We start from the raw sequence: 16,317 nt of genomic DNA, 5'->3' as shown, positions 1-16,317 counted from the left end.
GGCTCGACCGGCGGCGTCAGGTCGTGATGGTGATCGACAGCTGGATCGTCGTGCCGCGCTGCACAAGATCGCCGGCCTTGTTGGACTGGTTCGTGACCTTGGTCAGCTCGTTCGGCGCCGCGTCGATCAGCGGGCCGAGCGTCGTCAGGGAGTAGCTCCACGACAGGTCCGCCGCCTCGAGGGCCGCCTTCGCCTCGTCGCGGTTCATCCCCACGACGTTCGGCACGGCGACGGGCTCGGGCCCCTTCGACACGACGACCGAGACGGTGTCGCCGGTCACGGCGGGCGCCTCCGGGTTCGCCTGCGTGAGGACGACGCCCGCGGCCACGGTGTCGCTCCAGTCCTCGCCGCTGCGGTCGAGGGCGAGACCGGCCGCCTCCGCCTTCGCCGTCGCGTCGTCGATCGAGAGGCCGACGACGTTCGGGATCGGTCCGAGGCTCACCACCATCGCGATGGTGCTGGTCTCGGACATCGTCTCGGGCAGCGCCGATCCGTCAGGCAGCGAGGCGGAGACGACCACACCCGCGTCGACGTCGGCGTCGAAGATCTTCGAGACGTCGCCGACGGTGAAGGAGCCGCCCGTCACCGCGGCAGCAGCGTCGGCCTCCGAGAGGCCGGCGAGCGACGGGACCGGCAGCTGGCGCGGCCCGCTCGAGACGGTCAGCGTGATGACGGAGCCCTTGTGCACCCCCTGCCCGCCGGGCGGATCGGAGCTCACCACCGTCCCCGCGGGCACGGTGAGGTCGGGCGTCTCCTGCGGCTGCACCTCGAAGCCCTGCGCCTGCAGCTGGGCCGTCGCGTCCTGCTGCGATTGGCTGACGACGTCCGGGATCGACACGATCGCGCCGGGTCCCTCGCCGAACCACCAGGCCGTCCCGCCGCCGATGAGCGCCAGGAGGAGGACGACCACCGTGAGCAGGACGCCGCGGCGCCGTCGGACGCGGCGCCTGCTCGCGAGCCGGGCGACGGTGTCGTCGTCCTCGTCGACCACGAGCACCGCTCCGGGGGCCGGCGCCGGGTCGAAGACCGAGGTCTGCCCGGGCTCCGCCGGATCGAAGACGGCCGTCGCGGGCGCCGGATCGGCGACGGGCGCCGGGAGCGGGGTGACCGCCTGCGTGTCGCCGCGGCGGTCGCTCGGTGTGATGCCCATGAGCCGCTCGGCCTCGAGCAGCTGCGCGAGCATGACACCGGCGTCGCGGGGCCGCATGTCCGGGTCGCGCTCGGTCGCCCAGAGGACGAGCTCGTCGAGCGAGGTGGGGACGGAGGCGACCGTCGCGCTGGGGTACGGGACGGAGTCGTTCGCGTGCTGGTACGCGATCTGCATCGGCTGCTCGCCCGTGAAGGGCTGCTCTCCGGTGAGCATCTCGTAGATCATGATCCCGATGGCGTAGATGTCGCTGCGGGTGTCGGCGGTGCCCCGCGTGACCAGCTCGGGGGAGAGGTAGGCGATCGTGCCGAGGAGGGCCTGACCGGAGGCGGTGTTGGCGGAGGCGGCGCGCGCGAGGCCGAAGTCGCCGATCTTGATCCGGCCGTCGTCGGCGAGGAGCACGTTCTCGGGCTTGAGGTCGCGGTGGAGGATCCCGGCGCGGTGCGCGGCGGCGAGACCCGAGAGCACGGAGTGCATGATGTCGACGACCTGCTGGGCGGTCAGCCGGCCGCGCTCCTTGAGCAGGTCGCGCAAGGTGATCCCGGGGAGGTACTCCATCACCAGGTAGGCCATGTCCGAGTCCTGGCCCTGGTCGAAGACGCTGACCACGTTCGGGTGGGCGAGACGGGCGGCGGAGCGCGCCTCCTGGACGAAGCGGTTCTTGAACGTCGCGTCGTCGGAGAGGTGGCCGTGCATGACCTTCATCGCCACGCGGCGCTCGAGGCGCTGATCGTGCGCGAGGTAGACCGTCGCCATGCCGCCGCGGGCGATCCTCGAGCGCACCTCGTACCGGCCGTCGACGAGACGGCCGAGGAGAGGGTCGAGCTGGCTGGTGGTCACGCGATGAGTCTAGGCAAGACCCCCGGGGGAACCGGTGAGCGACGCCCGGGCGGCGCAGGACGGGCCCGACTCCTTCTCCGGGGCGCCCGCAGTTGGCGGCCCTCCGGGCTCGTGGCAGTCTTGACGCGTGACCGACTCGTCCGCTTCCCCCGCCACCTCGACCGATTCCGAGCTCGAGTGGCTGACCGTCCCCGACCTCGTGGAGCTGACCGGGCTCGGCGCCGGCCGGGTCCGCCGCCTCCTCGAGGAGCGCCACCTGCTCGGCACCCGCCGCGACGGCGTGCTGAAGGTCCCCGCCCTCTTCCTCCGCGACGGGGAGCCGATGAGCGAGATCCGCGGCACCGCGATCCTGCTCGCCGACTCCGGCTTCACCGACGACGAGGCGGTCGACTGGATGCTGACGGTCGAGGAGAGCCTGGGCACGAGCCCGATCGTCGCCCTCCGCGCCGGCCGCAAGGCCGAGGTCCGGCGGGTCGCCCAGGCCCTGGCCTGATCCCGCCGGTCCGCTCCTAGGAGGTGCGGACCGTGACCTGGGCGGCCAGCTCGCGCAGCTCAGCCACGCCCTCCGTGCGGAGCTGCGCGTCGGGGAGGACCGCGATCGCCGCGGCCACCTCCTGGTCGATGCGCTCCTCGAGTCGCTCGAGGGCGCCGCTGCCCGCGATGATCTCCTGCGCCCGCGCGATGGACGCCGCGTCGGCGTCGCTCCGGCCCACGACCGCGTCGAGCTCGGCCCGCTCGCCCGGCGAGCACGCGCCGCGGGCGAGGCCGAGCAGCACGGTGCGCTTGCCCTCCCGCAGATCGTCGCCGGCCGGCTTGCCCGTCACTGCCGGGTCGCCGAAGACTCCGAGGACGTCGTCGCGCAGCTGGAAGGCGATCCCGACCGGGAGCCCGAAGCGGCGCAGGGCGTCCAGCTGAGCGTCGTCGCCGCCGGCGAGGGAGCCGCCGATCACCAGAGGCGCCTCGATGCTGTACTTCGCGCTCTTGTAGACCACCACCCGCTCCGCCCGCTGCAGGTGCTCGTGCTCGGGGTGCTGCACCCACGCGCTCTCCTCGAGGATGTCGAGGTACTGGCCCAGCGTGACCTCGGTGCGCATCAGGTTGAACTCGGCGCGCGCGCGCTCGGCCGCGACTCGATCCCCGAGCGACCACTCCGCCGCGGCGAAGATCTCGTCCGACCAGACCAGGAGGAGGTCGCCGAGGAGGATCGCGGAGGAGCGGCCGAACTCGTCGCGGTCGCCGGTCCAGCCGCCGTCGGCGTGGAAGGAGGAGAAGCGCCGGTGCGCCGCGGGAGCGCCGCGGCGGGTGTCGGAGTTGTCGATCACGTCGTCGTGGACGAGAGCGGCGGCGTGGAACAGCTCCAGGCCGGCGCCCACCCTCGCGATCGGATCGGAGCCGCTCGGATGGGCCTCGCTCGAGGTGCTCGACACCGCGTTCCAGCCCGCCTCGCAGAAGCGCGCGCGGAACCGCTTGCCCCCGCTGAGAAAGTCCCGCGAAAGGTCGCCGAGGGCGGAGACGTCCTCTCCTATGGAGCGCAGAATTGGCGTGCGCCCGGTGAGGAATTCATCGATTCGGAGCTGGACGCGATCGACCAGTCGAGAGCTGTGGTTCACCCGACCAGCCTATGCACCGAAGGTGCCTGGTGCCTGCGTCGGGCTCGGTCTACACTGAAGCGCCGTCCGACCGGTCGAGCCCAGACGCCGCCTATTCCGGTGCCGATCCCCGAAAGGGTCGACGCCGCACCCTGAAGGGGTCACGATGCCGCTTTCGGAACACGAGCAACGGCTCCTCGATGAGATGGAGCGGAACCTCTACCAGAACGACGCCGATTTCGTGGCGGCGGTCGGCAAGGGGCGCGGCGGCACCAACTACCGGGCCCTCGTGCTCGGCATCCTGCTCGGCATCCTCGGTCTCGCCGTGCTCGTCGCGGGCGTGGTCGTGCGCCAGCCCCTCGTCGGCATCCTCGGGTTCGCCTTCATGCTCGGCGGCGTGATCGTGGCCATGCGCCCGGCCGCCGGCGGCTCCTCCGAGCCCGGCCTGCCCGACGTCGGCCGTCCGTTGAAGCCCCGCTCGGGCAACCGCCAGGGGTCCGGCTTCATGGACCGTCTGAACGACAGGTGGGACAACCGCGGAGACGGGCGCGGCTAGCCTCCCCTCCGCTCCACCACAGGGTCGATCCTCACGGATCGGCCCTTTTTTCGTGCCCGCGGCCTCCCTCCCGCGGCATTCCCCCTCCACTTCGCCCCACTGTCGCGATTCCGCGGAAACACGCGGATGACCGGGGCCTCTCCGGCGCGCCCCGCGCCGCGCCGGAGTTGTGAGTGGGGGGAAGTGGAGTACTGTGGAGGACACACCATCCTTGGCCGGAAGAAGTGGGGGGCAGTCCGTGTTCCTCGGCACCTATTCCCCCAAGCTCGACGAGAAGGGCCGCGTGATCCTCCCCGCCAAGTTCCGCGACGAGCTCTCCTCCGGAGTCGTCGTCACGCGCGGCCAGGAGCGGTGCCTGTACGTGTTCAGCCAGGCCGAGTTCGAGGTGATGCACGAGAAGATCCGGCAGGCGCCGGTGACCAGCAAGCAGGCGCGGGACTTCCTCCGGGTGTTCCTCTCGGGCGCGAGCGCCGAGACGCCGGACAAGCAGAACCGCGTGACCCTCCCGGCTCCGCTGCGCGCCTACGCCGGCCTCGACCGCGACCTCACCGTCATCGGAGCGGGCAACCGCGCCGAGATCTGGGCGCAGGGCGCCTGGGAGACCTACCTGCAGGAGCAGGAGTCCGTGTTCTCCGACACCCAGGAGGAGGTGATCCCCGGCCTGTTCTAGGTCCTGTCGCGCGACTCCCAGCCACTCGGCGCCCGGACGCACCTTCCCCGGTGTCCGGACGCGAGGTGGATGGGGATCGGACGACAGGAACGGGAACGGCGGGACCGCCATGGCAGAGAACACTCCGAAGGGCGCTCCGCGCCCGACCGAGGAGCGGCACCTCCCGGTGCTGCTCGAGCGCTGCGTCGAGCTCCTGGCTCCGGCGCTGGAGCGCGACGGGGCGGTCGTCGTCGACGCGACGCTCGGCATGGGCGGGCACTCGCTCGCGCTGCTCGAGCGCTTCCCCGGCCTGCACCTCGTGGGCCTGGACCGCGACCCCGAGGCGCTGCAGCTCGCGGGGGAGCGGCTCTCCGCCCACGCCTCCAGGATCGACCTCGTGCACGCCGTCTACGACGAGCTGCCCGACGTGCTCGACGAGCTGGGCATCGACACGATCGACGGTGCGCTCTTCGACCTCGGCGTCTCCTCGCTCCAGCTCGACGAGACCGAGCGCGGGTTCTCCTACTCCAAGGACGCGCCGCTCGACATGCGGATGGACTCGACCGCCCCGCTCACGGCGGCGAGCATCATCGCCGACTACGACGAGACCGCCCTGCGCCGCATCTTCCACGAGTACGGCGAGGAGCGCCTCGCCGCGCGCTTCGCCAAGAAGATCGTGGAGGCCCGTCGCGAGGCTCCGCTGGAGCGCTCCGGCCGTCTCGTCGAGATCATCCAGGCGGCGACCCCGGTCGCGATCCAGCGGAACGGCCACCCCGCCAAGCGCGTCTTCCAGGCGCTGCGGATCGAGGTCAACCAGGAGCTGTCCGTCCTCGAGCGGGCGATCCCCGCCGCGCTGGGCCGGATCAACGAGGGCGGGCGGATCGTCGTCGAGGCGTACCAGTCGCTCGAGGACCGGATCGTCAAGCGCGCGCTCCAGGCCGCGTCTTCCTCCACCGCCCCGGCCGGCCTCCCGATGGAGCTGCCGGAGCATCGACCCGAGTTCCGACTCGTCATCCGCGGAGCCGAGCTCGCCTCCGACGACGAGAAGGCCCGCAACCCCCGAGCGACACCCGTGCGTCTGCGCGCGGCCGAGAGGATCAGGAGCACCGCATGAGCGCCACCGCCGTCATCGACCCCGCCGTCATCGACACCGCCCGCCGAGCACGCCCCGAGGAGGAGGCGCCCCGCCCCCGCATCGAGGCCGTCCCGGCCGGTCAGGCGCAGTCGCGCCCGAAGCTCGTCTACGGGATCGTCGCCGTCGCCGGCCTCTTCGCGATCATCGTCGTCCAGCTCCTGGTGAGCGTCGGCCTCTCGCAGGGGGCCTACCAGATCTCGGCGCTGCAGACCGAGCAGAAGTCGCTCACCCGCAGCAACGCGGAGAAGCAGGACGCCGTCGACACGCTGAGCTCGCCGCAGAACCTCGCCACCGCCGCTCAGGGCCTGGGCATGGTCGCCAATACCGCGCCGGTCTACCTCCGCCTCTCGGACGGCGCCGTGCTGGGCGACCCCTCCTCCGCCGCGTCGAGCGAAGTCGCGGGCACCGCCTCCGCGCCGCTCGTGCCCAACGCCCTCGTCCCGGCTCTCCAGCCCGGCGCGAGCGCGTCCTCCCCGGCTGTCGACGGTGCGGCCGTACCGTTGCAGGGCGAGCTGCCCGCGCCCATCACGCACTGACGCACGGCGTCGCGGTCCGCCTCCGCGCGGGCACCCGCCCCGCGGGGCGCACGACGACCATCCGGACCCGACGAACGGCGGCCCGCCCGCCCGGAGCAAGAAGGACACCGCCGCAGTGAGACACCACCGCTCGAGCAGACGCCGCACGGCCGTCTCGTTCGTCATCATCGTCGCCGTCGTCGGACTCTTCATCGGCAAGCTGGTGGACATCCAGATCGTGCGGGCGAACGAGCTCACCGATGCGGCCGCCCAGAACCAGTCGAACAGCGTCGTCACCTACGGCCAGCGCGGCCCCATCGTGGACCGCTCCGGGACGGTGCTCGCGGACACCACCACGCGCTACCGGCTGACGACCTCGCCGAAGAACGTGGCCGAGTTCCCGCGCGAGCTGGGCGAGGACCAGAAGGTCATGGTCAGCGTGCAGCAGGCCGCCTCCGAGATCGGCGCGATCACCGGGCAGTCGGTCGAGCAGATCACCGGAGCGGTGGACGCCGCGCTCGCGAAGGACGCGAAGGCCAACTACCTGATCCTCTCGGAGGGGCTCGACCTCGAGGCCTACCAGAAGCTCGTCGCGCTCGACATCCCGTGGACCTACTTCGAGACCCAGCAGGGACGCAGCTACCCCAACGGCGCGGTGGCCGGCAACCTCGTCGGCTACGTCGGGGCGGACGGAGCGGCCCAGGAGGGCATGGAGTACGCGGAGAACACCTGCCTCGCGGGGCAGAACGGGTCCGAGAGCTACGAGCGCAGCGCCGACTACGTCCGGATCCCGGGCAGCACCGTCTCGGAGACCCCGGCCGTCGACGGCGGGACGCTGAAGCTCACCATCGACTCCGACCTCCAGTACTACTCCCAGCAGGTCCTCTCGCAGCGCGTCGCCGAGGTCGGCGGCAGCTACGGGATCGTCGTGGTGCAGGAGGTCAAGACCGGCAAGCTGCTCGCCGTGGCCGAGACGCCGACCGTCGACCCCAACAACGTCGAGGCGAGCGCCTCCGCCGACCGCAGCTCGCGCGCGTTCCGCGCGCCGTTCGAGCCGGGCTCGACCTTCAAGCCGATGACGGCCGCGATGCTGATCGACCAGGGCCAGGCGGGCCCGACGACCCAGGTCGTCGTCCCGGACTCCTTCGAGAAGGACGGCGCCTCGTTCAGCGACGACTTCGCGCATACCCCGACGAACTACACGCTGACCGGCATCCTCAAGGACTCGTCGAACGTCGGCATCTCGATGCTCGGCTCCCGCCTGTCGGCCCAGACCCGCTACGACTACCTGCAGAAGTTCGGTCTCGGCACGCCCACTACGAGCGGCTTCCCCGGCGAGGAGGGCGGCCTGCTCGCCGACTACCAGGACTGGGACAACCAGACGAACTACACGACGATGTTCGGCCAGGGCGTCTCGGCGACCGCGGTGCAGGTCGCGAGCATCTACCAGACGCTCGGCAACGGCGGAGTGCGGCTCCCGTCGCAGCTGATCGACGGCTGCACCACGGCCGACGGCTCCGTCGTGGACGTCCCCGATGCGACGGGCACCCAGGTGGTGTCGAGCTCGGCCGCGAAGCAGGTCGTCGACATGCTGCAGACGCACTACAACGAGGGCTGGCTGGCGAACGACATCCACGTCGACGGCTACAACATCGCCACCAAGACCGGTACCGCGCAGCAGCCCGACGGCAAGGGCGGCTACTCGAAGAGCTACACCGTCTCGCTCGCCGGGCTCGCGCCGGCGGAGGACCCGGAGTACGTCGTGACGGTCACCATCGCCGATCCGGTTAAGATGAACACGTCCCAGGCGACGGCTCCCGTCTTCCAGCAGGTCATGACCCAGGTGCTCAAGACCAACCGGGTGGAGCCGTCCACGGTGCCGCCCGTCGAGTACCCGACGACGTGGTGAGTCCCGCCGGGACCACGATCCACGCACCAGAACGAGAGAAAGAGCGGGCAGTGCACGACCCTCGCCCGCAGTCCTCCCTCCGCCCCGAGCACCCTGTGCCGCGGAGTCTCTCGCAGCTCGTGGCCGAGTTCTCCCTCGGCCCGGTCCGCGGCCTCGAGGGCGTCGAGGTGAGCGGAGTCACGCTGGACTCGAACCAGGTCGAGTCCGGGGACCTCTACGTCGGTGTCGCAGGACGCCGTGCCCATGGCGCGGCCTTCGCGTCGGCCGCCGCGGCGTCCGGAGCCGTCGCCGTGCTGACCGACCCGGCCGGAGCGGAGCTCGCCGCCGACAGCGGCCTGCCCGTGCTGGTGACCCCCGACCCGCGGGCCGCCCTCGGCGACGTCGCCGCGTGGATCCACCGCACCCGCGAGGACGTCCCGACGCTCTTCGGCGTGACGGGGACCAACGGCAAGACGAGCGTCGTCTACATCCTCGACGCGCTGCTGCGCCGGCTCGGAGTCGTCTCCGGCCTCAGCTCCACCGCCGAGCGCCGGATCGGCGACGTCGCCGTGGTCAGCTCGCTGACCACTCCCGAGGCGAGCGAGCTGCACGGCCTGCTCGCTCGGATGCGCGAGTCCGCCGTCCGCGCGGTCTCCATCGAGGTGTCGGCGCAGGCGCTCACGCGGCACCGGATCGACGGCCTCGTCTTCGACGTCGTCGGCTTCACGAACCTCAGCCACGACCACCTCGACGACTACTCCGATCTGCGCGAGTACTTCGAGGCCAAGGCCGACCTCTTCGAGCCGGAGCGCGCACGCCGCGGCGTCGTCACGGTCGACAGCGCCTGGGGGCGCGAGCTCGCCGAGCGCAGCCGCATCCCCGTCGCGACGCTCGCCGGCTCTCCGGTCGTCGGAGTCGCCCCGACGACGCCCGCCGACTGGTCGATGACGGTGCTCGACGCGACGCCCGACAGCACCACCTTCCGCCTGGAGGGGCCCGAGAACCGCTCCGTCGTCGTCACCGTCTCGCTGATCGGCTGGTACATGGCGTCCAACGCCGCGCTGGCGATCGTGATGCTGGTGGAGTCGGGCTTCGACCTGGACGCCGTCGCGCACGCGCTCGAGGACAGTCGTCTCGACGTCTACATCCCGGGCCGCGCGGAGCTCGTCTCGGGGGAGCGCGGACCGCGCGTCTACGTCGACTACGGCCACACCCCCGACGCGTTCCAGAACGCGCTCGAGGCGCTGCGGACCATCACGCCCGGCCGCCTGTTCATGGTGTTCGGGGCGGACGGGGACCGCGACACGACCAAGCGGAGCGACATGGGCGCCATCGCCGCCCGCCTCGCCGACGTCGTTGTCGTCACCGACTTCCACCCGCGCTGGGAGGATCCGGCCGCCATCCGCGCCGCGCTCCTCCAGGGCGCCCGGGCCGCCGTGCCCGACCGGGAGATCCACGAGATCGCCGACCCGCGCGCCGCCGTGCGCGCCGCCGTCGCCCTCGCGCGCGAAGGGGACTCGATCCTCTACGCCGGGCCCGGCCACGAGGACCACCAGGAGATCGCAGGAGTGCACATGCCGTATTCGGCCAGAGACGACGTCCGTCACGCGCTGCGCGAGGCGGGCTGGCTGTAGATGATCGCCCTCACCCTCACCGAGATCGCCGAGGCCGTCTCCGGACGCCTCCACCTGGCCGGCTCGTCCGCCACGGCCGCCACCGTGATCGACGGAGCGACCGAGACCGACTCCCGCGAGATCGCGCCCGGCGGGATCTTCGTCGCCAAGCGCGGCGAGCACACCGACGGCCACCTCTTCGCTCCCGCCGCTCTCGAGCGCGGTGCCGCGCTCCTCATCGTGGAGCGCCCGCTCGACCTCGACGTGCCGCAGGTCCTCGTCGACGACTCCGTCGAGGCGCTCGGAGCGCTGGCGACCGAGGTCGTCCGGCGCGTCCGCGCGAAGGGCGGGCTCACCGTCATCGGCGTCACCGGCTCGAACGGCAAGACGACGACCAAGAACCTCCTCCGCACCGTCCTCGAGCGGGTCGGAGAGACGGTCGCTCCGCGCGGATCCTTCAACAACGAGGTCGGCGCGCCGATCACGATGCTCCAGGTGTCCGAGTCGACGCGCTTCCTCGTCGCCGAGATGGGCGCGAGCGCGGTCGGCGAGATCCGCCGCCTTGTCCGGATGGCCAGGCCCGACGTCGGCGTCGTCCTCGCCGTGGGCCTCGCGCACGCCGGCGAGTTCGGCGGGATCGAGCGCACGCTCGAGGCCAAGACAGAGATGGTCGCCGACCTCACCGCCGACGACGTCGCCGTGCTGAACGCCGACGACGGCCGGGTCGCCTCGATGGCGGGCCGCACCGCCGCCCGGGTCCTCTGGTTCGGCCGCGGCGAGAGCGCGGACGTCCGCGCCGTCGATATCGACGCGACCGCCGACGGCACCCGCTTCGCCATCGAGGTCTCGGCGGGGGAGGGCCGCGAGGCCGCTCGCGCCGAGCTCCTGCTGCGCGTCCTCGGCGAGCACCACGTGATGAACGCCCTCGCGGCGACCGCCGCCGCGCTCTCTGTCGGAGTGGCGCTGCCCGCGATCGTCGAGGCTCTCGCGACCGTCACCCTCGCCGAGCGCGGCCGCATGGAGGTCCTGGGCGGCGAGGACGTCCGCATCATCAACGACGCGTACAACGCGAGTCCCGACTCCACCGCGGCCGCCCTGCGCACCCTCGCCCAGATCGCGAAGCCCGGGGGGCGCACTGTCGCCGTCCTGGGAGAGATGAGCGAGCTCGGCGAGTGGGCCGACGAGGAGCACGAGCGCGTGGGCCTGCTGGCCGTGCGCCTCAACATCTCCCAGATCGTGGTGGTGGGCCGAGGCGCCCGCCGGATCCACGTCGCGGCCGAGCGCGAGGGGTCGTGGAGCGGCGAGTCCGTCTTCGCGGAGACCTCCGACGAGGCGTTCGACCTCCTCGAGGACTACCTGCGACCCGGCGACACCGTGCTGGTCAAGTCGTCCAACTCCGCGGGGCTGCGCTTCCTCGCCGACCGTCTCGGGGAGCGTCACCGATGAGGGCACTCCTCCTGTCCGGCGCGTTCTCGGGAGCCTTCACGCTCCTGATGACGCCCCTGTTCATCCGCCTCTTCCACCGCCTGCAGTGGGGCCAGTTCATCCGCGAGGACGGACCGAAGTCGCACCACGTCAAGCACGGCACGGCGACGATGGGCGGCATCGTCATCATCATCGGCACCGTGGTCGGCTACTTCCTCGGGATGCTGTTCGGCAACCGGGCGATCGCGCCGTCGGCCCTGCTGGTGCTCTTCATGATGGTCGGGCTCGGACTCGTCGGCTTCGTCGACGACTTCCTGAAGACCCGCAACCAGCGCAGCCTCGGCCTCGGCGGCTGGGCGAAGATCGCCGGCCAGGTCATCGTCGCCGCGGCCTTCGCGGTGATCGCGATCATGGTCCGCGACTCCAACGGGCTCACCCCCGCGTCCACCTCGATCTCGTTCATCCGCGACCTGCCGTTCGACTTCGCCTCCCTCGGCTGGATCGGCATCGGCCTGTTCGTGCTGTGGATCTGCATCATCGTCACCAGCACGTCGAACGGCGTGAACGTCGCCGACGGGCTCGACGGACTCGCGACCGGGTCCTCGATCCTCGCGATCGGCTCCTACGTCATCATCGGGTTCTGGCAGTCGAACCAGTGGTGCTTCGACCAGCACCTCAACCCCGAGGTCGTCGACAAGTGCTACCAGGTGAGCGACCCGTTCGACCTGGCCATCATCGCGGCGGCCGTCTCCGGTGCCCTGGTGGGCTTCCTCTGGTGGAACACCTCGCCGGCGCAGATCTTCATGGGCGACACCGGCTCGCTCGGCCTCGGCGGCGCGCTCGCGGCCCTGGCGATCCTCACCCGCACCGAGCTGCTGGTCATCCTCATCGGCGGCCTGTTCGTCATCGTGACCGGCTCGGTCATCCTCCAGCGGATCTACTTCAAGCTGACCCGGGGCAAGCGCATCTTCCTGATGAGCCCGCTCCACCACCACTTCGAGCTCAAGGGCTGGGCCGAGATCACCGTCGTGGTCCGGTTCTGGATCATCGCCGGCATCTTCGTCGCCGCCGGAGTCGGGCTCTTCTACCTGGAATGGCTGTCGCTGGCATGACCGATCCCGCCCGTCCCGACTCCCTCCGCAGCTGGCACTCGGACTGGCGCGGCCTGCGCGTCGCCGTGCTGGGCCTGGGCGTCACCGGGTTCTCGGTGGCCGACACCCTGACCGAGCTCGGCTCCGAGGTGCTGGTCCTCGCCGACCGCGCCGACGAGGAGCGCGAGCGCCTGCTCGAGGTGATCGGCGCCCGCCTGCACCGGGCCGACCGCCTCGACTCCGCTCCGGAGGAGCTGCACGCGTTCGCACCGGAGCTGGTCGTGGTGTCGCCCGGCTTCCGGCCGACGCACCCGATCCTCGTGTGGGCGGCGGAGTCCGGGATCCCCGTGTGGGGCGACGTCGAGCTCGCCTGGCGCGTCCGCGACAAGGTCGTGCGCGCCGACGGCACTCCGGCGGAATGGGTGGCCGTCACCGGCACCAACGGGAAGACCACGACCGTCCAGCTCACGGCGACGATGCTCGTGGCCGGCGGCCTCCACGCCGCCCCCTGCGGCAACATCGGCGTGCCCGTGCTCGACGCGGTCCGCGACCCGCAGGGCTTCGACGTCCTCGTCGTGGAGCTCTCGAGCTACCAGCTGCACTACCTGGGCGCGATCGAGCCGATCGCGAGCGTGTGCCTCAACATCGCCGACGACCACCTCGACTGGCACGGTTCGTTCGACGCCTACCGCGCAGCCAAGGGCAAGGTCTACGCCGGCACCCGCGTCGCCTGCGTGTACAACCGCGCCGACGCGGCGACCGAGCAGATGGTGCTCGACGCCGAGGTGGTGGAGGGCGCCCGGGCGATCGGGTTCGGCCTCGGCGTGCCCGGCCCGAGCGACTTCGGGATCGTCGACGGCATCCTCTGCGACCGCGCCTTCCTCGAGGACCGCCGCACCAGTGCCCTCGAGATCACCACCGTGGACGAGCTCGCCGCTCGGAACCTCGCCGCTCCGCACATCGTCCAGAACGTGCTCGCCGCGGCAGCGCTCTCCCGAGCGTGCGGGATCGAGGTCACGGCCGTCCGCACCGCGCTGGCGTCCTTCGAGCTCGACGCCCACCGCATCCAGGTCGTCGCCGAGCACGACGGGGTGACCTGGGTGAACGACTCCAAGGCCACGAACCCGCACGCCGCCGACGCCTCGCTGCGCGCGTACCCGTCGGTCGTCTGGGTCGTCGGCGGCCTGCTCAAGGGCGTCGACGTGGACGCCCTCGTGGCCGCGCACGTCGGCCGCCTGCGGGGCGCCGTGGTGATCGGCGCCGACCGCTCGGCGCTGCTCGCGGCATTCCGACGACACGCGCCCGCCCTCCCCGTGAGCGAGGCGGTGCCGGACGACACTGGTGCGGTGATGCAGGCGGCCGTCGAGGCGGCCGCGACGCTCGCCCGCTCGGGGGACGTCGTCCTGCTCGCACCCGCCGCGGCCTCGATGGACCAGTTCCTCGACTACGCGGCTCGGGGCCGCTCCTTCGCGGCCGCCGTGGCGACACACCTGGGAGGGGGAGCCGATGACCGCTCCGACGACGAGCCGCCCCGCGGGCCGCTCGCGCACTGAGCCGCGCGGGAAGGACCGGAGCGGGGCCCGCTCCGCGCGGATCGTCCTCTCGAAGGTCTTCGCCTCCCACTCGCCGAACTTCTACCTCCTCTTCGGAACCACGCTCTTCCTGGTGCTGTTCGGACTGACGATGGTGCTCTCCTCCTCGTCGGTCACCTCCTACGTGTCGAGCGACGACTCCTTCGGGGGCTTCCTGCGCCAGGGCGGGTTCGCCCTCCTCGGGATCCCGATGATGCTGGTGGTCTCGCGGCTGCCCCTCGGCGTGTGGAAGCGCGTGACGCCGATCCTGCTCATCGCCGGCTGCGTCCTCCAGTGCCTCGTGCTCTTCACACCGCTCGGCGACTCCGTCGGCGGGAACCGCAACTGGATCCGCCTCGGCGCCTTCAGCATGCAGCCCTCCGAGATCATCAAGCTCGCGCTCGCCCTCTGGCTGGGGCTCCTGCTCGCCCGCCGCTACCGGTCGCCGAAGGACTGGAAGGACGCGCTCATCCCCGTCCTGATCGTCGGCGGCGCGGCGATCGGACTGGTCCTCATCGGAGGCGACCTGGGCACGGTCGTGATCATGGCGGGCATCGTCCTCGCCGCACTCTTCTACGCGAACGTCCAGATGAAGGTCCTCGTGCCGATCGTGGTGGTCGGCGCGATCGGAGCGGTGCTGTTCGCCGTCTCCAGCGACAACCGCCTCACCCGGATCATGTCCTTCCTCGGCGACTGCTCCAACGTCGAGGAGTACCAGAACTCGTGCTGGCAGCCGGTGCACGGCACCTGGGCGATGGCCTCCGGCGGGATCTTCGGCGTGGGCCTCGGCAACTCCAAGGCCAAGTGGTCCTGGCTGCCCGCCGCGGACAACGACTACATCTTCGCCATCATCGGCGAGGAGCTCGGGCTGATCGGAGCGATCGTCGTCCTGGCGCTGTTCGTGGTCCTCGCGGTCGCCTTCTTCCGCGTCATCCACGCGTCCTCCGATCCGTTCGTGCGGATCAGCACCGGCGCGATCATGGTCTGGCTGATCGGCCAGGCGTTCGTCAACATCGGCGTCGTCCTGGGGGTGCTCCCGGTGCTGGGGGTCCCGCTGCCGCTGATCTCCTCCGGAGGCACCGCCCTGCTCAGCTCGCTCCTCGCCATCGGCGTCGTCCTCTCCTTCGCCCGCACCCAGACCGCGCCCCTGCCCGGCGCTGGCGTGCTGCGCCGCAGGAAGGCGGCGGCGGAGTGACCCGCTATCTGCTCGCCGGCGGCGGCACCGCCGGCCACGTCAATCCGCTGCTCGCGACGGCCGACGAGATCCGCAGGCGGAACCCGCGCGACGAAGTGCTCGTGCTCGGCACCGCCGAGGGGCTCGAGGCGCGCCTCGTCCCCCTCCGCGGCTACGAGCTCTCGGTGATCCCGCGGCTGCCGTTCCCGCGCCGCCCGAACGCGGCGGCGCTGCGGTTCCCCGGAGCCTTCCGCGCGACCATCGCCGGCATCGTCCGGACGATCCGCGACCGGCGGATCGACGCGGTGGTCGGCTTCGGAGGGTACGCGGCAGCACCCGCCTACCTGGCGGCCCGCCGCGCCGGCGTCCCCTTCACCGTCCACGAGGCCAACGCGCGCCCCGGGCTCGCCAACCGCCTCGGCGCGCGCGCGACCCGCTCGGTCGGCGTGGCCTTCGAGGGCACGCCCCTGCCGCACGCGCGGGTGGTCGGCATGCCGCTGCGCCGCGAGATCGCCGAGCTCGACCGGGCCGCGCGCCGCGACGAGGCGATGGCGGCGCTGGGCCTCGACCCGTCCCGGCAGACCCTCCTGGTGACCGGCGGCTCCCTCGGCGCTCGACGGATCAACGCGACGGTGCACGCCGCCGCCCGGGATCTCGTCGCCACCGGCTTACAGGTCCTCCACATCACGGGCGACCGTGCCGAGATCACGGACCCGGGGGTGGCCGGCTACCACCTCCTCGCCTACTGCGACCGGATGGACCTCGCGCTGTCCGCCGCGGACGTGGCCGTCTCCCGCGCGGGGGCGGCGACCGTCAGCGAGCTGACAGCCCTCGGCCTGCCCGCGGTCTACGTCCCGTACCCGGTCGGCAACGGCGAGCAGCGCTACAACGCGCGCGGCGTCGTCGACGCCGGGGGAGCGGTCCTCGTCGAGGACGCCGCCTTCCTCCCCGGCTGGGTCCAGCGGGAGCTCGTACCGCTCCTGGGCGACACCGCCCGTCGCGACGAGATGGCGCGCCGGGCCGCCCGCGTGGGAGTCCGCGACGGCTCCGGGCGGCTCGTCGACCTGATCGAGTCGACCCTCTCCGAGCCGCGCTGAGCCCGCTCCGCGCGGCTCGGGAGAGCA

The 16,317-nt window shown here is 71.9% G+C and carries 14 protein-coding genes; 12 read left to right on the top strand and 2 right to left on the bottom strand.

The window, feature by feature from the left end:
• Positions 1–16: 16 nt before the first annotated feature.
• Entirely contained in the window at positions 17–1,987 is a 1,971-nt protein-coding gene (gene pknB / locus C5C71_RS12715) for a Stk1 family PASTA domain-containing Ser/Thr kinase (protein ID WP_104250750.1), read from the bottom strand.
• A 127-nt stretch (positions 1,988–2,114) separates the two neighbouring features.
• Here pknB and C5C71_RS12710 point away from each other — a divergent pair, with 127 nt between their 5' ends.
• Positions 2,115–2,480 (top strand): Rv2175c family DNA-binding protein, encoded by a 366-nt coding sequence (locus tag C5C71_RS12710; RefSeq protein ID WP_104222583.1) that lies wholly within the window; start codon positions 2,115–2,117, stop codon positions 2,478–2,480.
• 16 nt (positions 2,481–2,496) lie between these two features.
• Here the strand turns inward: C5C71_RS12710 and C5C71_RS12705 are convergent, their stop codons facing one another.
• Positions 2,497–3,597 (bottom strand): polyprenyl synthetase family protein, encoded by a 1,101-nt coding sequence (locus C5C71_RS12705; protein ID WP_104337818.1) that lies wholly within the window; start codon positions 3,595–3,597, stop codon positions 2,497–2,499.
• 145 nt (positions 3,598–3,742) lie between these two features.
• On the opposite strand from C5C71_RS12705, the gene C5C71_RS12700 reads away from it, so the two are divergent.
• The 11 genes from C5C71_RS12700 to murG all read left to right on the top strand — a co-directional run bounded on the left by C5C71_RS12700 (position 3,743) and on the right by murG (position 16,290).
• Entirely contained in the window at positions 3,743–4,132 is a 390-nt protein-coding gene (locus C5C71_RS12700; RefSeq protein WP_104337817.1) for a DUF3040 domain-containing protein, read from the top strand.
• A gap of 238 nt (positions 4,133–4,370) precedes the next feature.
• Positions 4,371–4,802: a division/cell wall cluster transcriptional repressor MraZ gene (mraZ, locus tag C5C71_RS12695; protein ID WP_104222586.1), complete on the top strand. Its 432-nt coding sequence runs from the start codon at positions 4,371–4,373 to the stop codon at positions 4,800–4,802.
• A gap of 109 nt (positions 4,803–4,911) precedes the next feature.
• A complete protein-coding gene (gene rsmH / locus C5C71_RS12690) occupies positions 4,912–5,895 on the top strand; it encodes a 16S rRNA (cytosine(1402)-N(4))-methyltransferase RsmH (protein WP_104337816.1) in 984 nt (327 codons plus the stop codon).
• Complete coding sequence (locus tag C5C71_RS12685) at positions 5,892–6,452, top strand: hypothetical protein (protein WP_104222588.1); 561 nt, start codon at positions 5,892–5,894, stop codon at positions 6,450–6,452. Before rsmH ends, C5C71_RS12685 begins: the two co-directional genes overlap by 4 nt.
• A 115-nt stretch (positions 6,453–6,567) precedes the next feature.
• Positions 6,568–8,340: a penicillin-binding protein 2 gene (locus C5C71_RS12680; RefSeq protein WP_258068722.1), complete on the top strand. Its 1,773-nt coding sequence runs from the start codon at positions 6,568–6,570 to the stop codon at positions 8,338–8,340.
• 50 nt (positions 8,341–8,390) lie between these two features.
• Positions 8,391–9,953, top strand: coding sequence for a Mur ligase family protein (locus C5C71_RS12675; protein WP_104238697.1), 1,563 nt, complete (start codon positions 8,391–8,393; stop codon positions 9,951–9,953).
• A complete protein-coding gene (gene murF / locus C5C71_RS12670) occupies positions 9,954–11,378 on the top strand; it encodes a UDP-N-acetylmuramoyl-tripeptide--D-alanyl-D-alanine ligase (RefSeq protein WP_104247145.1) in 1,425 nt (474 codons plus the stop codon).
• Positions 11,375–12,469 (top strand): phospho-N-acetylmuramoyl-pentapeptide-transferase, encoded by a 1,095-nt coding sequence (gene mraY / locus C5C71_RS12665; protein WP_104222591.1) that lies wholly within the window; start codon positions 11,375–11,377, stop codon positions 12,467–12,469. Before murF ends, mraY begins: the two co-directional genes overlap by 4 nt.
• Positions 12,466–14,001 carry a UDP-N-acetylmuramoyl-L-alanine--D-glutamate ligase gene (gene murD / locus C5C71_RS12660; protein ID WP_104337815.1) on the top strand — a complete coding sequence of 512 codons (1,536 nt, stop codon included), beginning with the start codon at positions 12,466–12,468 and terminating at the stop codon, positions 13,999–14,001. Before mraY ends, murD begins: the two co-directional genes overlap by 4 nt.
• On the top strand, positions 13,955–15,214 hold the full coding sequence (gene ftsW, locus C5C71_RS12655; protein ID WP_104222593.1) for a putative lipid II flippase FtsW: 1,260 nt from the start codon (positions 13,955–13,957) through the stop codon (positions 15,212–15,214). Before murD ends, ftsW begins: the two co-directional genes overlap by 47 nt.
• Entirely contained in the window at positions 15,211–16,290 is a 1,080-nt protein-coding gene (gene murG, locus C5C71_RS12650) for an undecaprenyldiphospho-muramoylpentapeptide beta-N-acetylglucosaminyltransferase (RefSeq protein ID WP_104337814.1), read from the top strand. Before ftsW ends, murG begins: the two co-directional genes overlap by 4 nt.
• The last annotated feature ends 27 nt before the right edge of the window (positions 16,291–16,317 follow it).

The organism is Rathayibacter sp. AY1C1 (assembly GCF_002932105.1).
In the GTDB taxonomy this organism is placed as follows: Bacteria; Actinomycetota; Actinomycetes; order Actinomycetales; family Microbacteriaceae; genus Rathayibacter.
This window is presented reverse-complemented; position numbering and strand designations above follow the sequence as displayed.

Bases quoted from the DNA above. Each gene is read 5' to 3' on its own strand.
- C5C71_RS12700 (WP_104337817.1), top strand. From the start codon at position 3,743: ATGCCGCTTTCGGAACACGAGCAACGGCTCCTCGATGAGATGGAGCGG.
- rsmH (WP_104337816.1), top strand. From the start codon at position 4,912: ATGGCAGAGAACACTCCGAAGGGCGCTCCGCGCCCGACCGAGGAGCGG.
- C5C71_RS12685 (WP_104222588.1), top strand. From the start codon at position 5,892: ATGAGCGCCACCGCCGTCATCGACCCCGCCGTCATCGACACCGCCCGC.
- murF (WP_104247145.1), top strand. From the start codon at position 9,954: ATGATCGCCCTCACCCTCACCGAGATCGCCGAGGCCGTCTCCGGACGC.
- mraY (WP_104222591.1), top strand. From the start codon at position 11,375: ATGAGGGCACTCCTCCTGTCCGGCGCGTTCTCGGGAGCCTTCACGCTC.
- murD (WP_104337815.1), top strand. From the start codon at position 12,466: ATGACCGATCCCGCCCGTCCCGACTCCCTCCGCAGCTGGCACTCGGAC.
- ftsW (WP_104222593.1), top strand. From the start codon at position 13,955: ATGACCGCTCCGACGACGAGCCGCCCCGCGGGCCGCTCGCGCACTGAG.